Raw genomic sequence first — 19,622 nt, 5'->3', positions numbered from 1 at the left:
AAGGTATTATCCCTAGAACTCTTTTTGACAGGAGGGAAGGGATAGTATCTTTTTTTTAGATTTGGAGAGACTTTCAGAGTTTTTTGAACAAACTTGTTATTGAATAGATATAGTAAATAAAAAATTAGGAGTAACTTATGATTCAGGCATATAAAAATTTCTTTAAAGGCTATGCAGATTTTACAGGCCGTTCAACACGTTCAGACTTTTGGTGGGTTTGGCTGATGAATAATATTTTGTTCCTACCCCTGTATATATTCTATTTTCAAATGGCCTGGAATGATGCTGGAGAAACAGATCCTATTTTAGGAGTAGCAATCATAAGTATTTATATGATTTTAGGTATAGTGTTCTTTACACCAAGTCTTGCTGTAAAAGTTCGTCGGCTAAGAGATGCAGGCCTTCACTGGGCTCTCATCTTCCTTTACTTCGTTCCAATGGGTGGTATTGCTCTATTAGTTCTGCTAGCTATGCCAAGTAAAGAAGTAGAAATAGTAACAATCAATAGATCTAAAGAGGTTGAAATCGAAGAAGTTTCCCCTTTTGAATAATTGGACGAATATGGGGAATGTCATTCTCCTCATTATGATCAGACAAAAAGCTCCCAAACCTAACTTTTAGGCTGGGAGTCTTTTGTTTAACGTTTTAATTGTAGATGCTGTAAAATGTCTGTTGGGTGGTGAGCAATCCAGTCAGGATTATAGTCCATGAGGTCTTTCTCCTCACCGAATCCCCAGGTTACCGCTAATTTTTTAATGCCAGTTTCTTGGGCGCCAATCATATCAAACTTGGTATCTCCGACAATAACGACTGTTTCGGGAGTTAGATGATGAGTTTCCAGAGCCTGACGAATGACATCTGCTTTATGTGGAGTTTCAGGGCTGGAACCATAAATGCCATCAAAGAAATGATAGATTCCAAAGTTTTTAGTCATATCCTGAGCGGTTGGGGTGTTTTTTGTCGTGGTGATATAAAGAGGAAACTGTTTAGCTAGTTCTACCAGTAAATCTTTGATATGAGGATAAAGCTGAGCTTCGTAAACACCCTTTTCTTTATAGTAGGAGCGATAAAGCTGGATAGCTTGCTCAATCTGCTCAGTTGGTAAGCAGGTGGCAAAGCTGGTTTCTAGCGGAGGCCCCATAAAACCACGAATAGTCTTGGCATCAGGGCTTGTCACTCCCAGTTGATCAAAGGTATAGGTGAAACCATTGTGAATGCCGATAGAACTGTCCACGAGCGTTCCATCTAAATCGAAAAAAATAGCGGAAATTGATGACATATACTCTCCTAGTTATTTTGAAATTATTCGCCGAAGATTTCTTTTTGGAGGCGACGACCAGTAGGTGTGGCAGCGAGTCCCCCTTCAGCAGTTTCACGAAAGGCAGTTGGTAAGCTAGATCCTACTTGATACATGGCGTCAATGACCTCATCAACTGGAATTTTGGATTCAATACCAGCCAGAGCCATATCGGCTGCGATGAAGGCGAAGCTTGCTCCCATGGCATTCCGCTTGACACAAGGAACTTCAACCAAACCTGCAACGGGGTCACAGATTAGGCCGAGCATGTTTTTGATAACGAAGGCGATAGCCTGGCTCGCTTGATAAGGTGTTCCACCTGCAGCTAGAGTTAGGGCAGCGGCACTCATGGCTGAAGCTGAACCGACTTCGGCCTGGCAGCCACCTTCGGCTCCCGAGATAGAAGCGTTGTTAGCAATCACGAGTCCAAAAGCACCTGCAGCGAATAAGAAGTCTAGTTGTTGTTCATGAGTTAGATTGAGTTTTTGAATAGCAGATGTGAGAACTGCGGGAAGACAACCTGCGCTACCTGCGGTCGGTGTCGCACAAACAAGACCCATCTTGGCATTGTGTTCATTAACGGCGATAGCGTTACGGGCGGCAGACAAGACAGTGAAGTCTGATAGGGTCTTTCCTTTTTTGATGTAGTGATCTAGTTTGGCAGCGTCACCACCTGTCAAACCGCTACGAGATTTATTCTCATTGAGTCCAAGTTCAACGGAAGCTTTCATGACTTCAAGGTTGCGCTCCATGAGAAGGATGACTTCTTCGCGTTCACGACCGGTTAGCTCAAACTCGGTCGTAATCATGAGTTCAGCAACATTGCCTTGAAAATCAATTTCGGCTTGTTTGACTAATTCTTTGATAGAGTAAAACATATTTTCTCCTATTGAAAGAAATTGACATTGTGCAGATGAGGAATTTTGCGAATTTCTTCGATAGATTCATCACAGTTGCGACTATCAACTTCGATAATCATAATGGCTTTCTCGCCAGCTTTTTCGCGAGTTACATTCATCTGAGCGATATTGATGTCAAAGCGAGAGAGGGCCTCTGTTACGTGAGCAATCATACCTGGAACATCCTGATGAACGATGATGATGGTAGGAGTGTTCATGTTGAGGGATACTGCAAAACCATTGAGCTCTGTCACTTGGATATTACCACCCCCGATTGAAATTCCTGTTACACTGATGGTTTTGTGCTCATTCTTAACAGTGATTTTCGTAGTGTTTGGGTGAGGGGCATTACTGTCTTTCTGGATAGTCCATACTATTTTGATGCCACGCTTGTGGGCGATTTCTAAACTATTTGGAATTTCTGGATCGTCTGTATCCATGCCCAAAATACCAGCAACAAGGGCTAGGTCTGTCCCGTGACCACGATAGGTCTTGGCAAATGAGTTAAATAGTTGGAATTCGACTTCTGTCGGAGTATCATCAAAAATGGAAGAGACAATCTTCCCAATACGAACAGCTCCTGCCGTGTGACTACTAGATGGGCCAATCATGACTGGCCCAATAATATCAAAGACAGATTGAAAACGAAGTGATTGCATCTGTTTCCCCTTAAAAAGATTCTTAACTCTATTATATCAAAGATTAGATGCAAGCGCTCAATTCCATGATAAAATATCTAAAAACCCCATAAAGCCTCTAAAATCAAGCCTTTTGTAACAAAAAGAGGCTATTTAAGTGAAATAAAACATAGTCTTGTAACATTTCTACATAAAACCGTCAAGAAATAGTAATAATAGTAGGGTATGATGGAAATATAAGAAAGAAGGAGAATCTTTTAATATGAAATCAACAACTAACAAAATTAAAACAGGACTTGTAGGAGTAGCAGCAGCACTTGCTTTCCTTGCACCATCACTTGCTTTTGCACAAGAAACAACAACTTACACAGTAAAATCAGGTGACACTCTATCAGGAATCGCTGAAAAATACAATACAACTGTTGAAAAATTGGCAGAAAAAAATAAGATTAAAGATATTCATTTGATCTATGTAGACCAAGTATTGGTTATTGATGGTGAAGCACCAGCAACTGCAACTACTTCAGCTGCGCCAGCAGAAGCTCCAGTAGCAGCACCTGCAGCTTCTGAAGCAACAACTTATGAAGCGCCAGCAGCAAGCGTAACTGTAGCAGAAGAAACTTCAGCATCAACTTCAACCGTCAGCGGATCTGAAGCAGAAGCTAAAGAATGGATCGCTCAAAAAGAATCAGGTGGTAGCTACACAGCTACAAACGGACGTTACATCGGACGTTACCAATTGACAGATTCATACTTGAACGGTGACTACTCAGCTGAAAACCAAGAACGTGTAGCAGATGCTTACGTTGCAGGACGTTACGGTTCATGGGCAGCTGCTAAGAACTTCTGGCTTAACAACGGTTGGTACTAAGAACTAACTAGCAGAATAAGATGCAAAAGTCGAGGGATTTCCTCGACTTTTTTATATTTCCTTTGCTTGATAACAGGTCTCTACTTCCTTTTTGAGGTGAGATAGCATTGAGGTTTCATTAGTTAACTCCAGAAGGGAGAAGCCCTTTTGAATAAGATGATCATTACTAGTACAAATACCTATTCGAACATAAGTGATTGCCAAAATATCGTATCTTTTCTTTTTCTTGGCATCCTCTAGTAAGGTGTAACAGATTTGTTGACAGGTATTTTTATCTTGATTGTACAAGTAAATGGTGGACAGATTGAGTAGGATTGTCATTCGTAATTCATATAAATGTCGATAGTTTTTATATTCTTCCAAGCGCTGCAAGATTTGTTCAGTGATGAGGTGGAGGTGTTCGATGGGAAAGCTAAAAAGTATGGTATTGAGGATTTTTAGGTCACCTTCATACCATGTATCTTGTTTTTCAATTTTTTCCCAAAGCTTTTTGACCGTTTGTTCCACTTGGATTGAAAGCTGTCCTGTTCCATGTTGACGGATATAAATAACAACTTCCAGCATATCTCTGATTTCCTCTATAGGGAGATCGTGATGGACCTTGAGATAGTCTTGGCATGTTTCAAATAAGTTGACTAGACTACTGGTACCAAAGATGGAACTCGTATTGAGATAGGTTTGCATGATTTCTGTTCGCTGGCTTGGCTGATAGAGATGGCAGATGTATTCAAACTCTTCAAAACTCATATTGATTTGACGGAGAAGAAACTCCATGTTTTCATATTTGGGAGTTGCCTTGCCACTTTCAAACTTGGAAAGGCTGGTTCTTGAAAGGCTATTTCCACAGACCTCTTCTTGTGTCAATCCTTTTGACTCACGTATGTCTTTATATACTTTCCCGAAATCATAGCGCATGATTTCCTCCTTTTCGTGAAAAAAGTTAACAGTAAATAGAATTCTATTAAATATATTGTATCATAAGAATATAGAAAGTAAATAAGAGGTATCATGTAGCTAGAAAATAATAGATTGGAGGTTGTTTCAATGCGTAAAAATAAAGATCTATTTCGGGTAATCATTGTCTTTGTGGCAGGGGTTATTTTGATTCTAGCAACACCAGTGTTATTTAGAGTTGTTATAGAACTACTGTCAAAATAAAATCTGCATTGATTAGATTCATTAGGATTTAAAATCATTACATGAGAGCTTCTGGATAAATTTAATTTGCTGTAAGATTTGCTTATTTCATCAATTGCTTTTAGTTAGAATCCTGATTTTTCATTTACCATATTTATATTCACAGAAGTTCTAATCAAGACATTAAAGTGGATATCATGAGAAGAAAATAAGAAAGGTGATTTTATCTATAGTAGGTAGAATCTAAAAAATAAATTATGATTCATTTAAAATTTTATATCAAATCCGTTCTTTGTTCATTGGTATTTTTTATCCTTTTAATTCTTTTTATTAAAAATATATATTACCCTGCTCTAAAGATAACTATTGAAGTTATTATGACGTTTTCGATAGGTAGTCTTTGTTATGCCATTTTTTGTAAAACAAATCGTGCTGCTTTTCTGCCAATTTCGGTTGTTTTATTTTTGCTGACACTCTATTTGATGGGAGCATAGTGTTTTAGCAGGAACTTTGTCAGTTTGCATTTTTTGATGATTGAAATTGCTACATTTGTATTAGGTTTATAATCAAGGAGTTAGGATAATTTTTTGCCTTGTGCGAACTAGAATAAGGATATTGTAAAATTATAATGCGTAAACTAATTATTTTCTTACTAATGCTCCCTCTTTTGGTCTTGTGGTTAGAGTTGTATGTCTTAGTGAATAATTTACCTTTGAATCGAGAAATTCCCCTTGATTTTATGATCAGTATGGGTCTTACTTTCTGTAGTTTGCTTATCTCAAAAATAGTTTTAGATCTACTATATGCATTGAAAGATGTATACAAGAAAGAAGGTCTTATTATGATTTTTCCTTTTATTTTTATAGGAAAGAAGAAAGTAAATGCGAGATTCTCACCCTATTTTTCATTCCATCGTAAAAGTTTGTCTACGGATGATTTAAAATTTAGAATTATATGGAGTTTCTTTCTTGAGATAGCCATTATCCTAGCATTTATTTTAAAAATTCCTTTTGCTATCATCATGCTTACTACAATATTTTTCTGGACTATAATGGATATCAACCATCTCGTTTTTAATAAGACGGAATTTCTTTTCAATCAAAATAAATGGCAAAAAGAAGATTCGTTTGACAGGGATTTGACCAATGCGTTAAAGGATAAAATACAAAAATCAGATTTAAGTTATTCTGATTTAATGTGTATTCTGCTGTATGATGCGATCAACCAATCCACCTTTTTAGCGAATAGTGACCTCTTTGAGGATATTTTGAAAACAATTGAAGATTTTCATAACACCCTTCTGTGTACAGCTCTTGTCGAGTTACTGATGTATGAGATTTCTATTAGTAACAATAACAACTGGTCCAACAAGCTTGATAAAATTAAGATACAGCTCATCAGAATCAATCAATTAAATTTTTTCTATTATATAGTCAATTGAAACAAGAATCAGACAAAAGAGCCTCGAAAAAAGTATTACAACTTGGCAATACCTTTTTGAGATGCTTTTTGATATGGGCCCATGTTTTCTCAATAGGATTGTACTCAGGTGAGTAGGGAGGAAGTGGTAAAAGTTTATGCCCAAATTCTTCACATAAGAGCTCTAGCTTACCCATTCTATGGAATCTTGCATTATCCATAATAATAACTGATGGTTTGTTTAATGTTGGTAAGAGAAACTTCTGAAACCAAGCTTCAAAAAAGTCGCTCGTCATCGTCTCTTCGTAAGTCATTGGAGCGATTAACTCGCCATTTATTAGCCCAGCAACCAGTGAGATACTCTGATATCTTCTTCCAGATATTTTACCTCTTATTAACTGACCTTTTAAAGAGCGACCATATTCTCGATAAAAATAAGTATTGAATCCTGTTTCATCAATATAAACAGGTGCTAAGTGCTTTAAACTATTAAAATTTTTAAGAAATAAAGCTACTTTTTCTGGGTCTTGTTCATAGTAGGTGTGATTCTTTTTTTTCGAGTGTACCCCATAGCTTTGAGAGCATAGTGGATAGTAGTTGGATGACAGCCAAATTCAGAAGCTATTTCAGTCAAATAAGCGTCCGGATTGTCAGTAAGATAGTTTTTAAGTCTATCTCTATCAACCTTTCTTGGTTTTGTTCCTTTTACTTGATGGTTTAGCTCTCCTGTTTTCTCTTTTAGCTTTAACCAGCCATAAATGGTATTACGTGAGATTTGGAAAACGTGTGATGCTTCTGTTATACTACCTGTTCGCTCACAATAGGAGAGAACTTTTTTACGAAAATCTAATGAATATGCCATAAGGAGATTATACCACATTATGTACTGTTTTGGGTTCAATTGACTATACAAGTTGGTTAAGAAATAATTTTAATTTCTGTATGAACAGAGAGTATCATAAGATGAAATCACGAAGGATATTTATTAGCAATAAGAAGATAATCTAGATTCGTCTTGTGAGTTCAATAAATGAAAATATTTCAACAAATTAGTTTTACAAATTTGTTCATTTATAAAACATGATTAGGCAAAAAAGAGCATCTTATCTAGGTGATGAAGAGATGAAAAGTAAGCTGTCTATAGTTAGGACACTATCCTAACCATGCCACGTTCAAGAAGGGAAATCTTATGAAGTTAGTATTACCAAATAATAATAGAAGTTGTGATATTAACGGGAACTTTTATCCCTGGGAAGGATTAGACAGATGAGTAATGTAGATAAGATTCGAAAAATACATATTATCGTTTGTTGGATGTATATATTTTTGTCATTTAAGCCGATAATAGGTAACACGGAGTATTTTTTACTTATCTTTTTAGCTTTCATCTACTCAATAGTATCACTACCTCTATATTCTGTGAAAAATAAAATAGTACCTATCTGCTTAGCTATAAATTCGGTTCTGTTAATGAGTTTCCCCGTTTTAATCAATAAGTTTTTCCCAGAAAGCTTTTCGACCTATATTGTATTAATAAGTGTCTTTATTACAGAGTTGATAATTTTTCATTTAATTGGTAAAGTTTTTGCTACTAAATTGACTAACGAATATAAGAAAATTAGTCAGTTTAGAAGCAAGGTGTCTCAATCTCCTTGGATAAAATATTTAGAGATTTCTAGTTTCATATTAGCTATATTTCCTTTTATTCTTCATGGTACAGTTGATATTTCTGTACTGACTCTTATCTTTTTGATAAAAATTTGTATAGATACTATGATAAAATTTTTATTTATCAGATTATTTGATACGAGTACTTTAATGAAGAGGAGAATATTTTTTCTTTTTGCATTGGATGTCATAGCTTACTTATTTTTAGGATATATTTTAGTGATTCAAAAAGCAGGATATCTGTTTTCGGTTTTACTTCTTTTCTCTAATTTTTCAATTCCATTTATCAAAGAAAAGGAATACGAATTATTTAAAAATAGTAAGTAATAGAAATATGGGTTAAATCTTAGAATAGCTTAAAATCAAATAAGATAAAGGGAAATAGCCTTATCTAGGTAACTAAGTACTACAAACACAGTCGAGGATCACTTATTAGGATTACACTTTAATTAGGCTTAATAAGAATGGAGTATTCCTATGGAAATCGTATGACTCTTAAGTTTCGAATACCTTAGTTCTCGTGATTTTGAGCTATTCTAGCTTTAGAATCCTTCAAAAAGTAAAATGTTAGGCAATAAAAGACTTAGAACAACCTCAAAACATTTATTTTATAGCAATTCTAAACTTAGAGTTGCATTGATATGTATGGATTTGACCTATTCGATGGTTAGGACAGCTCTATTCTGGGAAATCTGGACGATCAATGGTTTAGAATAGTATTTCGCCAATGGATTTTGTTGAAGGAGTAATTATTTTATGCTACTCTAAAATAAAACTGATTTAATGTAGTAAATGGAGAATCGTTACATGAAACATTTTTTTGCAGGAATTGGTGAGATAAGATTTATTAGTTATCTATTGTCTCTATGTGTAGGACTAGCCCCTCTTTTTCATATCTATGTTATAGGTTCTGAAATGAGTTTTGTGAAAATAGTATTATCTATTTTGGGTATTATATTTGTTTGTGTTTTAACTATTGCTCGAATTTATAGGAGTTTTTTCTATAAAGAATAGTTTGGATTTGAACTGTATCTAAAAACAGAGGTTGGTATAGTATCAGCCTCTTTCTTGTTTTCTTTTTTAAAGCGTGCTATAATGAATCTTGCTCAAGCGACCTTCAATCGTGAAGCACACACGACCTTCAATCGTGAATAAACGAATAGATGGGAGAACTACCATGAGTGATAACTCTAAAACACGTGTTGTCGTGGGGATGAGTGGTGGTGTCGATTCGTCAGTGACGGCTCTTTTGCTTAAGGAGCAGGGCTACGATGTGATCGGTATCTTCATGAAGAACTGGGATGACACAGATGAAAACGGCGTCTGTACGGCGACCGAAGATTACAAGGATGTGGCTGCGGTGGCAGACCAACTGGGTATTCCTTACTACTCTGTCAACTTTGAAAAAGAGTACTGGGACCGCGTTTTTGAGTATTTCCTAGCGGAATACCGTGCAGGACGCACGCCAAATCCAGATGTTATGTGTAATAAGGAAATCAAGTTTAAGACCTTTTTGGACTATGCCATGACCTTGGGGGCAGACTATGTGGCGACTGGTCACTATGCCCGTGTGGCGCGTGATGAGGATGGCATCGTTCACATGCTTCGTGGTGTGGACAATGGGAAAGACCAGACCTATTTCCTCAGCCAACTTTCGCAAGAACAACTTCAAAAAACCATGTTCCCTTTGGGACATTTGGAAAAACCTGAAGTACGAAAAATAGCAGAAGAAGCAGGACTTGCGACTGCTAAGAAAAAAGATTCGACAGGGATTTGCTTTATCGGAGAAAAGAACTTTAAAGAATTTCTCAGCAACTACCTGCCAGCTCAACCTGGTCGCATGATGACAGTGGATGGTCGCGATATGGGCGAACATGCAGGCCTTATGTACTATACGATTGGTCAGCGTGGGGGACTCGGTATCGGTGGTCAACACGGTGGTGACAATGCACCTTGGTTCGTTGTTGGAAAAGACTTAAGCAAGAATATTCTCTATGTAGGACAAGGTTTCTACCATGATTCGCTCATGTCAACCAGCCTAGAAGCCAGTCAAGTCCACTTTACTCGTGACATGCCAGAGGAATTTACGCTCGAATGTACGGCTAAATTCCGCTACCGTCAGCCTGACTCTAAGGTAACTGTTCATGTCAAAGGAGACAAGGCCGAGGTCATTTTCGCAGAACCGCAACGCGCCATTACACCAGGACAGGCAGTTGTCTTTTACGATGGTGAAGAATGTCTCGGTGGTGGCTTGATTGACAATGCCTACCGTGATGGCAAGGTTTGTCAGTACATTTAGATTGACAAATTTTCTCAATTTGCTACAATAATAAAAGCAATAGAAATGATGGTCAAAGCTCATGGATGTTGCAGGCTTTTTTGTCCTGCACTTCTTTGGAGTTTTGACTGTTTTTGTGTCGTTTAGAGGAAAGGAAAAAGATGATTCAACAAGACTTTCGGACAAAAGTAGAAAATACGGTTTTTGGAGTTCGGGCGACAGCCTTGATTGTCCAAAATCACAAGCTTCTAGTTACCAAAGACAAGGGCAAGTATTACACTATTGGTGGTGCGATTCAAGTCAATGAGAGAACGGAAGATGCGGTAGTCCGTGAAGTGAAGGAAGAACTGGGTGTCAAAGCTCAAGCTGGGCAACTAGCTTTTGTAGTTGAAAATCGTTTTGAACAAGACGGTGTCTATTATCACAATATCGAGTTTCATTATCTAGTGGATTTGCTTGAAGATGCCCCGTTGACCATGCAGGAAGATGAGAAAACGCAACCCTGTGAGTGGATTGACTTGGACAAGTTTGAGGATATTCAGCTGGTTCCAACCTTTTTAAAGACAGCCCTACCAGATTGGGACGGACAATTACGACACATCCATCTTAACGAATAGGAGAGAAAATGATGGTTAAGCTTATTGCCCATGTACTTGTTCATAGTGGTGGTGATTATTTACTCATTCAGCGTTCGGAAATTAAAAGAGGACAACCCAACGTTTATCCGACTTACTGGGATATTCCTGGTGGTGGGGTTGAAAAGGGTGAACTTCCGCGAGATGGAGCTCTTAGAGAATGTATTGAAGAAGCGGGAATTAGGCTAGACAGCAGTTCGCTCAAACTTCTTCACGAAGATAGTCAACTGGATACCTCAAAGGATATTGTCTTTACTCGCTTAGTTTATAAAGCAGAGTGGGTTGGGGAGAAGCCAATTATCAGATTAGATCCTGAAGAGCATACGCACTTTAAATGGGTTACCATGGATCAAGCTCTAGAGGAGGAGAAGTTAGTTCCCTATTTGCGAGAAATTTTTGAAAGGTTAAGAAATGACTTATAATTTTACAGAAGAATACGATATTATTGTAATCGGTGCGGGACATGCTGGGGTCGAGGCTTCCTTGGCTGCCAGCCGTATGGGCTGTAAGGTCTTGCTTGCGACTATTAACATTGAAATGTTGGCTTTCATGCCATGTAATCCCTCTATCGGTGGTTCTGCCAAGGGGATTGTCGTGCGTGAAGTGGATGCCCTTGGTGGCGAAATGGCCAAAACCATTGACAAGACTTACATTCAGATGAAGATGCTCAACACAGGGAAGGGGCCAGCTGTTCGTGCCCTTCGTGCGCAGGCTGACAAGGAACTTTACTCTAAGGAAATGCGCAAGACAGTTGAAAACCAAGAAAATCTAACCCTACGTCAAACTATGATTGATGAGATTTTGGTGGAAGATGGCAAGGTTGTCGGTGTTCGTACAGCGACCCATCAAGAATATGCTGCTAAGGCTGTTATCGTGACCACAGGGACTGCCCTCCGTGGGGAAATCATCATCGGAGATCTCAAGTACTCATCAGGACCAAACCATAGCCTAGCTTCTATTAATCTAGCTGACAATCTCAAGGAACTTGGACTCGAAATCGGCCGTTTCAAGACAGGAACCCCTCCACGTGTCAAGGCTTCTTCTATCAACTATGATGTGACAGAGATTCAGCCAGGGGACGAAGCGCCAAATCACTTCTCATACACTTCACGTGATGAAGATTATGTCAAAGACCAAGTGCCATGTTGGTTGACTTACACCAATGGTACCAGCCATGAGATTATCCAAAACAATCTCCACCGTGCACCTATGTTTACAGGTGTAGTTAAGGGTGTAGGACCTCGTTACTGTCCATCGATTGAGGACAAGATTGTGCGTTTTGCGGACAAGGAACGCCACCAACTCTTCCTTGAGCCAGAAGGGCGTAACACTGAGGAAGTTTACGTTCAGGGGCTTTCAACCAGTCTTCCTGAAGACGTGCAACGTGACTTGGTTCATTCCATCAAAGGTTTGGAAAATGCAGAGATGATGCGTACTGGTTATGCTATCGAGTACGACATGGTCTTGCCACATCAATTGCGTGCGACTCTGGAAACCAAGAAAATCTCAGGACTTTTCACAGCTGGTCAGACAAATGGTACATCAGGATATGAAGAAGCTGCTGGTCAAGGGATTATTGCTGGTATCAATGCGGCTCTGAAAATCCAAGGTAAGCCTGAGTTGATTTTGAAACGAAGCGATGGTTATATCGGGGTTATGATTGATGACTTGGTGACCAAGGGTACCATTGAACCCTACCGTCTCTTGACCAGTCGTGCCGAATACCGCCTCATTCTTCGCCATGACAATGCTGATATGCGTTTGACCGAGATGGGTCGCGAGATTGGTCTTGTGGATGATGAACGTTGGGCTCGTTTTGAAATCAAGAAAAATCAATTTGACAATGAGATGAAGCGTTTAGACAGCATCAAACTCAAGCCAGTCAAGGAAACAAATGCTAAGGTTGAGGAGATGGGGTTCAAGCCCTTGACAGATGCAGTCACTGCCAAGGAATTCCTTCGTCGCCCTGAAGTTTCTTACCAAGATGTGGTTGCCTTCATCGGTCCTGCTGCTGAAGAGTTAGATGACAAGATTATCGAATTGATTGAAACAGAAATCAAGTACGAAGGTTATATTTCCAAAGCCATGGATCAGGTTGCCAAGATGAAGCGCATGGAAGAAAAACGCATTCCAGCCAATATTGATTGGGATGATATTGATTCTATCGCGACAGAAGCCCGTCAGAAATTCAAACTTATCAATCCAGAAACCATCGGTCAAGCCAGCCGTATTTCGGGAGTAAACCCAGCAGACATTTCTATTTTGATGGTGTATCTTGAAGGTAAAAATCGTAGTATTTCAAAAAATTTAGAAAAAAAGGCTGACTAAAGACAAAGTGCTGAATTCTCTTTTAGGGAATTCAGTTTTTTTGATAGATTGCTTCTCTTTTTTTCGAATAAAGAGAAAAGGAGGAATGACCATGCTGACGGTAGAAGAAAAAAATTTTTTAGACCACTATAAAAATGCTTCCTATCATCGTTTTTATGAGATTGAGCGCTTCGCTAGTCTCTATCAAAAGTTAGACAAATGGCCACCACAGGCTGACAAGCTCTAGACTTTTTGATATACTAGAACAAATTAAAACATAGGAGAGAATGAATGAACGTATATGGCAGATTAGAAGAGGAACCAACTCCATCTTGGACGGGAATTCAGGATGATTTAGTTGGGAAAGAGGAGCGCTTCGAGGATGAACCAAGTTCATTTGCTCCCTTACCATTATTTAAGATCCTAATCTGGAGCACTCTAGTTGTACTTGTATCTGTAGTTCTTCCTTTCTTGCTAGGACTAACTAGCTCAGAGCAGGCACAAGATTTTTATATGGGATGGGCGATGCACCGGGGGGGAGATATCTACACAGACTATTTTGGAACGAGTGGTCTTCTCTATTACTTTTTACAGTATCTAAGCAAGGGTAGTATTTTGTTTGCAGCCTTTACTTGGCTTGCTCTAGTGGGTGCTGGGATTTTTCTTTTCCGTTCAACTTATACCTTGACGGAGGAGAACAAGCAGTCGCAACAAGTGTTGACCATCTTTTATCTTCTTGCTGGAGGACTTAGTTTTGGCGGTGGTTATGCCACCATTTTGGCCCTTCCATTCCTGTTTTACGCTCTTAGTTTAGTAACAAGGTATTTGGTAGAGTATAATCATGACAAAGGTTTCGTGCGTGTTGGGATTAGCTTGGCTCTAGCATTTTTCTTTGCCCCGCTAGTCACAACTTTATATGCTCTAGTCTTATCCTTTGCTTTGTTAGCCTTTAATATTGGGCGTGGTCGCTTAGTTCATGGGCTCTATCAATTTTTTGCAGCTGGTCTTGGGTTCTCACTTTTCTTTTATCCAATTGGTTACTATACGGCTTATAATGGGAGTTTTGGGAATGCTATCAGTCAAATTCTCTATCCAATTGATAGTTTGAATTTCATGTCCAATCCAGCCTTGCTAGACAACCTCCTTTTTTATGGATTGTTAACAATTGGTCTTGGAGGATTAAGATTCGTATTTACAGGGCTTTTCCAGTCTAAGCCAAGCAAGCAATACGTCTTATCTATTTTTGCTTCAGTAGCTATCTTATCGTTACTAGGATTGGAAATTTTCTCTACAGAACCGATTCACGGTAGTCGTCTAGCTACTTTTCTTCCTTTCTTGTCCATTCTTCTATTGACTCACATTCGAACTGGGGAATTAGAAGGAGCCAATCGCCGTAGAAGACATCGAGAAGTACCCTCAATATGGGCAATATTTCTTCAGGGTAATGTCTATTTGCCAGTGTTAGCTTTGGCCTACCTATTTTTTGCTCCTCTGGTAGCCCGTTATGTTCTTCACTCAGAACAATATCAAGAACGAACTCGTATAGAAACTACGGTTAAAGGACAAACACAGGCAACAGATCGTATTTATATATGGGATGATCTTACTAATGGTTATAAGACTAGTGAACGTTTAGCAGCTAGTCAGTTGCTATCACCAAAATTATATACTGGCCTTGATGCAAATCGTAGCAAACTTGTTAATGATTTACGTGATAATCAGCCTAAAGTGATTGTGGTCAATACCAAAACAGCTCTGTGGACAGAAGTAGAACAGCTTCTGGCAGAAAGTTATCAACCAGTTCAAAGTGAATTCAAAGACTTTAAACTTTACAAATTAAAATAAAATAATCAATATCTAGTGTAAATTTTATGAAAATATGAATTTTGACACTAGATATTGATTTTTATTTTTATAGTGATATAATACTTTAAGAAAGAAAATTTAAGAAAAGAGCCTGGATATGATTGTATTAGAAGAGAAAACAAACCCTGATCCAACCTTATTCGTCGAAAAGCGTGACGGCAGACGCGTCATTTTTGATGTAGATAAGATTGACAAAGCCTTGCATAAGGCTGCGGAAAAAGTCATGGATGTAACCCCCTTGGTAGAAAAGCGTCTTAATACTCTAGTTGAACGTATTGTAGAAGAGATTCATAGTCGCTTTCCTCAAGGTGTAAAAATCTATGAAATCCAAAATATCGTAGAACATGAGTTATTGGAAGCTAAAGAATATGCTTTGGCAGAGGAATATATCACTTACCGAACTCAAAGGGATTTTGAGCGCTCAAAAGCAACAGATATCAACTTCAGTATCCATAAACTTCTCAACAAAGACCAGGCAGTTGTCAATGAGAATGCTAATAAAGATAGTGATGTTTTTAATACCCAGCGTGATTTGACGGCAGGAATTGTTGGAAAATCAATCGGTCTTCAAATGCTTCCTAAGCATGTGGCTAATGCCCACCAAAAAGGGGATATCCACTATCACGATTTGGACTATAGCCCTTACACTCCGATGACCAACTGCTGTTTGATTGATTTCAAGGGCATGTTGGAAAATGGTTTTAAGATTGGGAATGCTGAAGTAGAGAGTCCTAAGTCTATTCAGACTGCGACTGCTCAGATATCGCAAATCATCGCCAACGTTGCATCAAGCCAGTATGGAGGCTGTTCAGCAGACCGTATTGATGAAGTTTTGGCTCCTTATGCAGAGAAAAATTACCAAAAACACCTCAAAGATGCAGAGGAATGGGTACTGCCTGACAAGCGCGAAGAATATGCCTGGAAGAAAACCCAAAAAGACATCTATGATGCCATGCAATCTCTAGAGTATGAGATTAATACCCTCTTTACATCAAATGGGCAAACACCCTTTACTTCCCTTGGTTTCGGTCTAGGAACCAATCGTTTTGAACGAGAAATTCAAAAGGCAATTTTAAACATTCGTATCAAGGGGCTTGGTTCAGAACACCGTACAGCTATCTTCCCTAAATTGATCTTCACTCTTAAAAGAGGACTTAATCTGGAGGAAGGTTCTCCTAACTACGATATCAAGCAGTTGGCCCTTGAGTGTGCAACTAAGCGCATGTATCCAGATGTCTTGTCTTATGATAAGATTATTGAGTTGACAGGTTCTTTCAAAGTTCCGATGGGATGTCGTTCATTCCTTCAAGGATGGAAGGATGAAAATGGAGTTGAAGTTAACTCTGGCCGTATGAATCTAGGTGTCGTGACGGTCAATCTCCCTCGTATTGCCCTCGAATCTGAAGGCGACCTGAACAAGTTCTGGGAAATCTTCAATGAGCGTATGAATATCGCTGAAGATGCTCTAGTTTATCGTGTGGAAAGAACCAAGGAAGCCACTCCAGCTAATGCACCAATTCTTTATCAATACGGTGCCTTCGGACGTCGTCTTGGTAAAGAAGAAAGTGTTGACGAGCTCTTTAAGAACCGTCGTGCTACTGTTTCGCTTGGCTACATTGGACTTTATGAAGTAGCGACAGTATTCTTTGGCAATAATTGGGAAAACAATCCAGAAGCCAAGGAATTCACACTGGATATTATTCGAGATATGAAACGTCGTGTAGAAGAGTGGTCTGATCAATATGGTTATCACTTCTCTATCTACTCTACACCGTCTGAAAGTTTGACGGACCGTTTCTGTCGTTTGGATACAGAGAAATTCGGTTCTATTCCAGACATTACAGATAAAGAGTACTACACAAATTCCTTCCATTATGATGTCCGTAAGAATCCAACACCGTTTGAAAAGTTGGACTTCGAGAAGGTTTATCCAGAAGCGGGTGCATCAGGTGGCTTTATCCACTACTGTGAGTACCCAGTTCTTCAACAAAATCCAAAGGCCTTGGAAGCTGTTTGGGATTATGCTTATGATCGTGTAGGTTATCTAGGGACGAATACTCCGATTGATCGTTGCTACAAGTGTGATTTCGAAGGAGACTTTGATCCAACTGAGAGAGGATTTGCGTGTCCTAACTGTGGCAATAGTGACCCTAAAACAGTCGATGTTGTTAAACGGACCTGTGGCTATCTTGGAAATCCGCAAGCGCGTCCGATGGTGAATGGTCGTCACAAGGAAATTGCTGCGCGTGTCAAACACATGAACGGTTCAACCATTAAAACAGCAGGGCATGAAGTAACAAATTAGAAAGAGATAGCATGGGAAAATATCAATTAGACGATAAGGGTAAGGCCTTGGTTCAACGATTCCACGAAAAGCATTCAAAGGGTGGAGTCAATAAAAAAGATCGAGTAGCCAGCCTTAGAGAACAATTTTTAAATAAGAACAAGAAAAAGTGAGAGTCCCCTCTCACTTTTCTCATAGCGGGAGGTAAAGATGATATTACGCAGACCAACATTGGCAGATAAAGAAACAGTTTTGGAGATGATGGCAGAGTTTGAACAGACTCAATCAGCCCACGATGGTGGCTTTTGGAATGCTGAGGGTTTTATTTACGAAGAGTGGTTGGAAAGTAACCAGAATCATGAAATGGGGATTAATTTGCCTGAAGGGTGGGTGCCTGATATTCAGTTAGTTGCTTTTGCAAAAGATGGTAAAGCAGTTGGATTCCTCAACCTTCGATTGCGTCTCAATGACTTCTTATTGGAAGAAGGTGGTCATATTGGCTATTCCATCCGACCGTCTGAAAGAGGCAAAGGTTATGCTAAGGAAGCTCTCCGTCAGGGCTTGCAAGTTGCTAAGGAAAAGAACATCCATCGTGCTCTTGTGACTTGTAGCACAGAAAATCTAGCAAGCCGAGCTGTTATCTTGGCTAATGGTGGAGAGTTGGAGGATGTTCGAAATGTAACGGAGCGCTATTGGATAGACTTGGAGTAGAAGTATGACATGGAATACACCAAAACCAGGCGAGTGGAAGAGTGAGGAACTTAGTCAAGGGCGTATCATTGACTATAAGGCTTTTAACTTTAAACAGTAGATGTTGTTAAACGAACTTGTGGCTATCTTGGAAACCCACAAGCTCGGCCGATGGTCAACGGACGTCATAAGGAAATTGCTGCGCGTGTCAAACACATGAACGGTTCTACTATCAAAACAGCAGGACATGAAGTAAGAAATTAGAAAGAAAGAGAGTGGGAAAATATCAATTAGACGATAAAGGTAAGGCCTTGGTCCAACGATTCCACGAAAAGCATTCGAAAGGTGGAAGCAGCAAAAAAGACCGAGTAGCTAGCCTTAGAGAACAGTTTTTAAACAAAAAACAAGAAAAAGTGAGAATTGCCTCTCGCTTTTCCTATAGCGGGGAGGGGAATATGGAACTACGCAGACCAAGATTAGCAGATAAAGAAACAGTTTTAGAGATGATGGCAGAATTTGAAAAAAGCCAATCAGCCCACGATGGCGGATTTTGGGATACTGAGGGTTTTTCTTACGAGAATTGGCTAGAAACTAACCTTAATAAAGAAATGGGAATAAACTTGCCTGAAAATCGCGTCCCATCAATTCAGTTCGTATTGTTTGATGAATCAGGTTATGCTTTAGGTTTTTTAAATTTACGATTGAGACTAAATGAGGGCTTGCTGAATTATGCAGGAAATATAGGATATTCTATTCGCCCATCTGAAAGAGGCAAGGGCTACGCCAAAGAGTCTCTCCGTCAGGGCTTGCAAATTGCCAAGGAAAAGAACATCCATCGTGCTCTGGTGACTTGTAGCACAGAAAATCCTGCTAGCAGAGCTGTTATCTTAGCTAATGGTGGGAAGTTAGAGGATGTTCGAAATGGAACGGAGCGCTATTGGATAGAGTTGGAGTAGAAGCATGACATGGAATACACCAAAACCAGGCGAGTGGAAGAGTGAAGAACTCAGTCAGGGACGCATCATTGACTATAAGGCTTTTAACTTTGTCGATGGAGAAGGGGTGCGCAATTCTCTCTATGTAGCCGGCTGCATGTTTCACTGTGAGGGCTGTTACAATGTAGCGACCTGGTCTTTCAATGCAGGAATTCCTTATACGCCAGAATTGGAAGAACAAATCATGGCAGACTTAGCCCAGCCCTATGTTCAAGGATTGACTTTGCTAGGAGGAGAACCATTCCTCAATACAGGTATTCTTTTGCCCCTTGTAAAACGCATTCGAGAGGAATTGCCAGAAAAAGACATCTGGTCTTGGACAGGCTACACTTGGGAAGAGATGATATTGGAGACGCCTGATAAACTGGAGCTCTTGTCAATGATTGATATCTTGGTTGATGGACGGTATGATAAAAGCAAGCGTAATCTCATGCTTCAATTCCGTGGCTCTTCTAATCAACGAATTATCGATGTACAAAAATCCCTCAAAAGTGGGCAAGTGGTGATTTGGGACAAGCTTAATGACGGAAAAGAAAGCTATGAACAGGTGAAGAGAGAATGAAGAAAAAAGACTTAATAGAACAATGTACTGACCCCAAAAAGTTAGACAATTAATTTAAGCAAAGGATTTAGTTCTG

General features: G+C 39.2%; 20 protein-coding genes and 2 pseudogenes. 17 read left to right on the top strand and 5 right to left on the bottom strand.

All coding sequences use genetic code 11. The features are described from left to right. Window positions 1–137 precede the first annotated feature (137 nt). On the top strand, window positions 138–551 hold the full coding sequence (locus RQ973_RS04260; RefSeq protein ID WP_311522864.1) for a DUF805 domain-containing protein: 414 nt from the start codon (window positions 138–140) through the stop codon (window positions 549–551). Window positions 552–637: 86 nt separating this feature from the next. On the opposite strand, the gene RQ973_RS04255 is transcribed toward RQ973_RS04260, so the two are convergent. The 3 genes from RQ973_RS04255 to sdaAB are packed head-to-tail and all read right to left on the bottom strand — an operon-like array spanning window position 638 to window position 2,855. After that, a complete protein-coding gene (locus tag RQ973_RS04255; RefSeq protein ID WP_311522863.1) occupies window positions 638–1,279 on the bottom strand; it encodes an HAD hydrolase-like protein in 642 nt (213 codons plus the stop codon). A gap of 23 nt (window positions 1,280–1,302) precedes the next feature. Beyond that, entirely contained in the window at window positions 1,303–2,175 is an 873-nt protein-coding gene (gene sdaAA / locus RQ973_RS04250) for an L-serine ammonia-lyase, iron-sulfur-dependent, subunit alpha (protein ID WP_049548862.1), read from the bottom strand. A gap of 8 nt (window positions 2,176–2,183) precedes the next feature. Continuing rightward, complete coding sequence (sdaAB, locus tag RQ973_RS04245; RefSeq protein WP_001191178.1) at window positions 2,184–2,855, bottom strand: L-serine ammonia-lyase, iron-sulfur-dependent subunit beta; 672 nt, start codon at window positions 2,853–2,855, stop codon at window positions 2,184–2,186. 241 nt (window positions 2,856–3,096) lie between these two features. Between sdaAB and RQ973_RS04240 the strand changes: the two genes are divergently transcribed. Then, window positions 3,097–3,705 (top strand): LysM domain-containing protein, encoded by a 609-nt coding sequence (locus tag RQ973_RS04240; RefSeq protein ID WP_049548861.1) that lies wholly within the window; start codon window positions 3,097–3,099, stop codon window positions 3,703–3,705. A 51-nt stretch (window positions 3,706–3,756) separates the two neighbouring features. Here RQ973_RS04240 and RQ973_RS04235 read toward each other — a convergent pair whose 3' ends face one another. Next, window positions 3,757–4,620, bottom strand: coding sequence for a helix-turn-helix transcriptional regulator (locus RQ973_RS04235; protein ID WP_049548860.1), 864 nt, complete (start codon window positions 4,618–4,620; stop codon window positions 3,757–3,759). An 847-nt stretch (window positions 4,621–5,467) separates the two neighbouring features. On the opposite strand from RQ973_RS04235, the pseudogene RQ973_RS04230 reads away from it, so the two are divergent. After that, window positions 5,468–6,271 (top strand): annotated as a pseudogene (locus tag RQ973_RS04230) (hypothetical protein); the annotation flags it as partial. A gap of 4 nt (window positions 6,272–6,275) precedes the next feature. On the opposite strand, the gene RQ973_RS04225 reads toward RQ973_RS04230, so the two are convergent. Continuing rightward, a protein-coding gene (locus RQ973_RS04225) for an IS630 family transposase (RefSeq protein ID WP_311522861.1) occupies window positions 6,276–7,123 on the bottom strand; the annotation gives its coding sequence in 2 pieces (ribosomal slippage) (window positions 6,276–6,805 and window positions 6,805–7,123; 849 coding nt in all). Window positions 7,124–7,527: 404 nt separating this feature from the next. On the opposite strand from RQ973_RS04225, the gene RQ973_RS04220 reads away from it, so the two are divergent. The 14 genes and pseudogenes from RQ973_RS04220 to nrdG all read left to right on the top strand — a co-directional run bounded on the left by RQ973_RS04220 (window position 7,528) and on the right by nrdG (window position 19,546). Further along, window positions 7,528–8,256, top strand: a complete 729-nt coding sequence (locus RQ973_RS04220; RefSeq protein ID WP_311522860.1) for a hypothetical protein — start codon at window positions 7,528–7,530, stop codon at window positions 8,254–8,256. Between the two features lie 480 nt (window positions 8,257–8,736). Continuing rightward, window positions 8,737–8,943: a hypothetical protein gene (locus tag RQ973_RS04215; RefSeq protein ID WP_080980381.1), complete on the top strand. Its 207-nt coding sequence runs from the start codon at window positions 8,737–8,739 to the stop codon at window positions 8,941–8,943. Between the two features lie 163 nt (window positions 8,944–9,106). Then, window positions 9,107–10,228, top strand: a complete 1,122-nt coding sequence (gene mnmA, locus RQ973_RS04210) for a tRNA 2-thiouridine(34) synthase MnmA (protein ID WP_311518982.1) — start codon at window positions 9,107–9,109, stop codon at window positions 10,226–10,228. A gap of 140 nt (window positions 10,229–10,368) precedes the next feature. After that, complete coding sequence (locus tag RQ973_RS04205; RefSeq protein WP_311518983.1) at window positions 10,369–10,824, top strand: NUDIX hydrolase; 456 nt, start codon at window positions 10,369–10,371, stop codon at window positions 10,822–10,824. A gap of 8 nt (window positions 10,825–10,832) precedes the next feature. After that, on the top strand, window positions 10,833–11,264 hold the full coding sequence (locus tag RQ973_RS04200) for an NUDIX hydrolase (protein WP_153224683.1): 432 nt from the start codon (window positions 10,833–10,835) through the stop codon (window positions 11,262–11,264). After that, window positions 11,254–13,170 carry a tRNA uridine-5-carboxymethylaminomethyl(34) synthesis enzyme MnmG gene (mnmG, locus tag RQ973_RS04195; protein ID WP_311522858.1) on the top strand — a complete coding sequence of 639 codons (1,917 nt, stop codon included), beginning with the start codon at window positions 11,254–11,256 and terminating at the stop codon, window positions 13,168–13,170. The genes RQ973_RS04200 and mnmG overlap by 11 nt, the downstream gene beginning before the upstream one ends. A gap of 91 nt (window positions 13,171–13,261) precedes the next feature. Continuing rightward, a complete protein-coding gene (locus tag RQ973_RS04190; protein WP_311522857.1) occupies window positions 13,262–13,396 on the top strand; it encodes a hypothetical protein in 135 nt (44 codons plus the stop codon). 44 nt (window positions 13,397–13,440) lie between these two features. Continuing rightward, window positions 13,441–14,994: a damage-inducible protein CinA gene (locus RQ973_RS04185; RefSeq protein WP_311522856.1), complete on the top strand. Its 1,554-nt coding sequence runs from the start codon at window positions 13,441–13,443 to the stop codon at window positions 14,992–14,994. A gap of 118 nt (window positions 14,995–15,112) precedes the next feature. After that, window positions 15,113–17,320, top strand: a complete 2,208-nt coding sequence (gene nrdD, locus RQ973_RS04180) for an anaerobic ribonucleoside-triphosphate reductase (protein ID WP_311522854.1) — start codon at window positions 15,113–15,115, stop codon at window positions 17,318–17,320. Window positions 17,321–17,331: 11 nt separating this feature from the next. After that, window positions 17,332–17,472: a hypothetical protein gene (locus RQ973_RS04175; protein WP_000521611.1), complete on the top strand. Its 141-nt coding sequence runs from the start codon at window positions 17,332–17,334 to the stop codon at window positions 17,470–17,472. A 37-nt stretch (window positions 17,473–17,509) separates the two neighbouring features. Then, complete coding sequence (locus RQ973_RS04170) at window positions 17,510–18,010, top strand: GNAT family N-acetyltransferase (RefSeq protein WP_311522853.1); 501 nt, start codon at window positions 17,510–17,512, stop codon at window positions 18,008–18,010. A 4-nt stretch (window positions 18,011–18,014) separates the two neighbouring features. Next, window positions 18,015–18,101 (top strand): annotated as a pseudogene (locus tag RQ973_RS04165) (anaerobic ribonucleoside-triphosphate reductase activating protein); the annotation flags it as partial. 343 nt (window positions 18,102–18,444) lie between these two features. Beyond that, window positions 18,445–18,945 carry a GNAT family N-acetyltransferase gene (locus tag RQ973_RS04160; RefSeq protein ID WP_311522911.1) on the top strand — a complete coding sequence of 167 codons (501 nt, stop codon included), beginning with the start codon at window positions 18,445–18,447 and terminating at the stop codon, window positions 18,943–18,945. 4 nt (window positions 18,946–18,949) lie between these two features. Continuing rightward, window positions 18,950–19,546, top strand: a complete 597-nt coding sequence (gene nrdG / locus RQ973_RS04155) for an anaerobic ribonucleoside-triphosphate reductase activating protein (RefSeq protein ID WP_311522852.1) — start codon at window positions 18,950–18,952, stop codon at window positions 19,544–19,546. Window positions 19,547–19,622 lie beyond the last annotated feature (76 nt).

Source organism: uncultured Streptococcus sp. (assembly GCF_963511325.1).
GTDB lineage: Bacteria > Bacillota > Bacilli > Lactobacillales > Streptococcaceae > Streptococcus.
This window is presented reverse-complemented; position numbering and strand designations above follow the sequence as displayed.

Bases quoted from the DNA above. Each gene is read 5' to 3' on its own strand.
- RQ973_RS04170 (WP_311522853.1), top strand. From the start codon at position 17,510: ATGATATTACGCAGACCAACATTGGCAGATAAAGAAACAGTTTTGGAG.
- RQ973_RS04235 (WP_049548860.1), bottom strand. From the start codon at position 4,620: ATGCGCTATGATTTCGGGAAAGTATATAAAGACATACGTGAGTCAAAA.
- RQ973_RS04255 (WP_311522863.1), bottom strand. From the start codon at position 1,279: ATGTCATCAATTTCCGCTATTTTTTTCGATTTAGATGGAACGCTCGTG.
- RQ973_RS04215 (WP_080980381.1), top strand. From the start codon at position 8,737: ATGAAACATTTTTTTGCAGGAATTGGTGAGATAAGATTTATTAGTTAT.
- RQ973_RS04190 (WP_311522857.1), top strand. From the start codon at position 13,262: ATGCTGACGGTAGAAGAAAAAAATTTTTTAGACCACTATAAAAATGCT.
- RQ973_RS04200 (WP_153224683.1), top strand. From the start codon at position 10,833: ATGATGGTTAAGCTTATTGCCCATGTACTTGTTCATAGTGGTGGTGAT.
- nrdD (WP_311522854.1), top strand. From the start codon at position 15,113: ATGATTGTATTAGAAGAGAAAACAAACCCTGATCCAACCTTATTCGTC.
- nrdG (WP_311522852.1), top strand. From the start codon at position 18,950: ATGACATGGAATACACCAAAACCAGGCGAGTGGAAGAGTGAAGAACTC.
- RQ973_RS04260 (WP_311522864.1), top strand. From the start codon at position 138: ATGATTCAGGCATATAAAAATTTCTTTAAAGGCTATGCAGATTTTACA.
- RQ973_RS04175 (WP_000521611.1), top strand. From the start codon at position 17,332: ATGGGAAAATATCAATTAGACGATAAGGGTAAGGCCTTGGTTCAACGA.
- RQ973_RS04205 (WP_311518983.1), top strand. From the start codon at position 10,369: ATGATTCAACAAGACTTTCGGACAAAAGTAGAAAATACGGTTTTTGGA.
- mnmA (WP_311518982.1), top strand. From the start codon at position 9,107: ATGAGTGATAACTCTAAAACACGTGTTGTCGTGGGGATGAGTGGTGGT.
- RQ973_RS04185 (WP_311522856.1), top strand. From the start codon at position 13,441: ATGAACGTATATGGCAGATTAGAAGAGGAACCAACTCCATCTTGGACG.
- sdaAB (WP_001191178.1), bottom strand. From the start codon at position 2,855: ATGCAATCACTTCGTTTTCAATCTGTCTTTGATATTATTGGGCCAGTC.
- RQ973_RS04220 (WP_311522860.1), top strand. From the start codon at position 7,528: ATGAGTAATGTAGATAAGATTCGAAAAATACATATTATCGTTTGTTGG.
- RQ973_RS04240 (WP_049548861.1), top strand. From the start codon at position 3,097: ATGAAATCAACAACTAACAAAATTAAAACAGGACTTGTAGGAGTAGCA.
- RQ973_RS04160 (WP_311522911.1), top strand. From the start codon at position 18,445: ATGGAACTACGCAGACCAAGATTAGCAGATAAAGAAACAGTTTTAGAG.
- mnmG (WP_311522858.1), top strand. From the start codon at position 11,254: ATGACTTATAATTTTACAGAAGAATACGATATTATTGTAATCGGTGCG.
- sdaAA (WP_049548862.1), bottom strand. From the start codon at position 2,175: ATGTTTTACTCTATCAAAGAATTAGTCAAACAAGCCGAAATTGATTTT.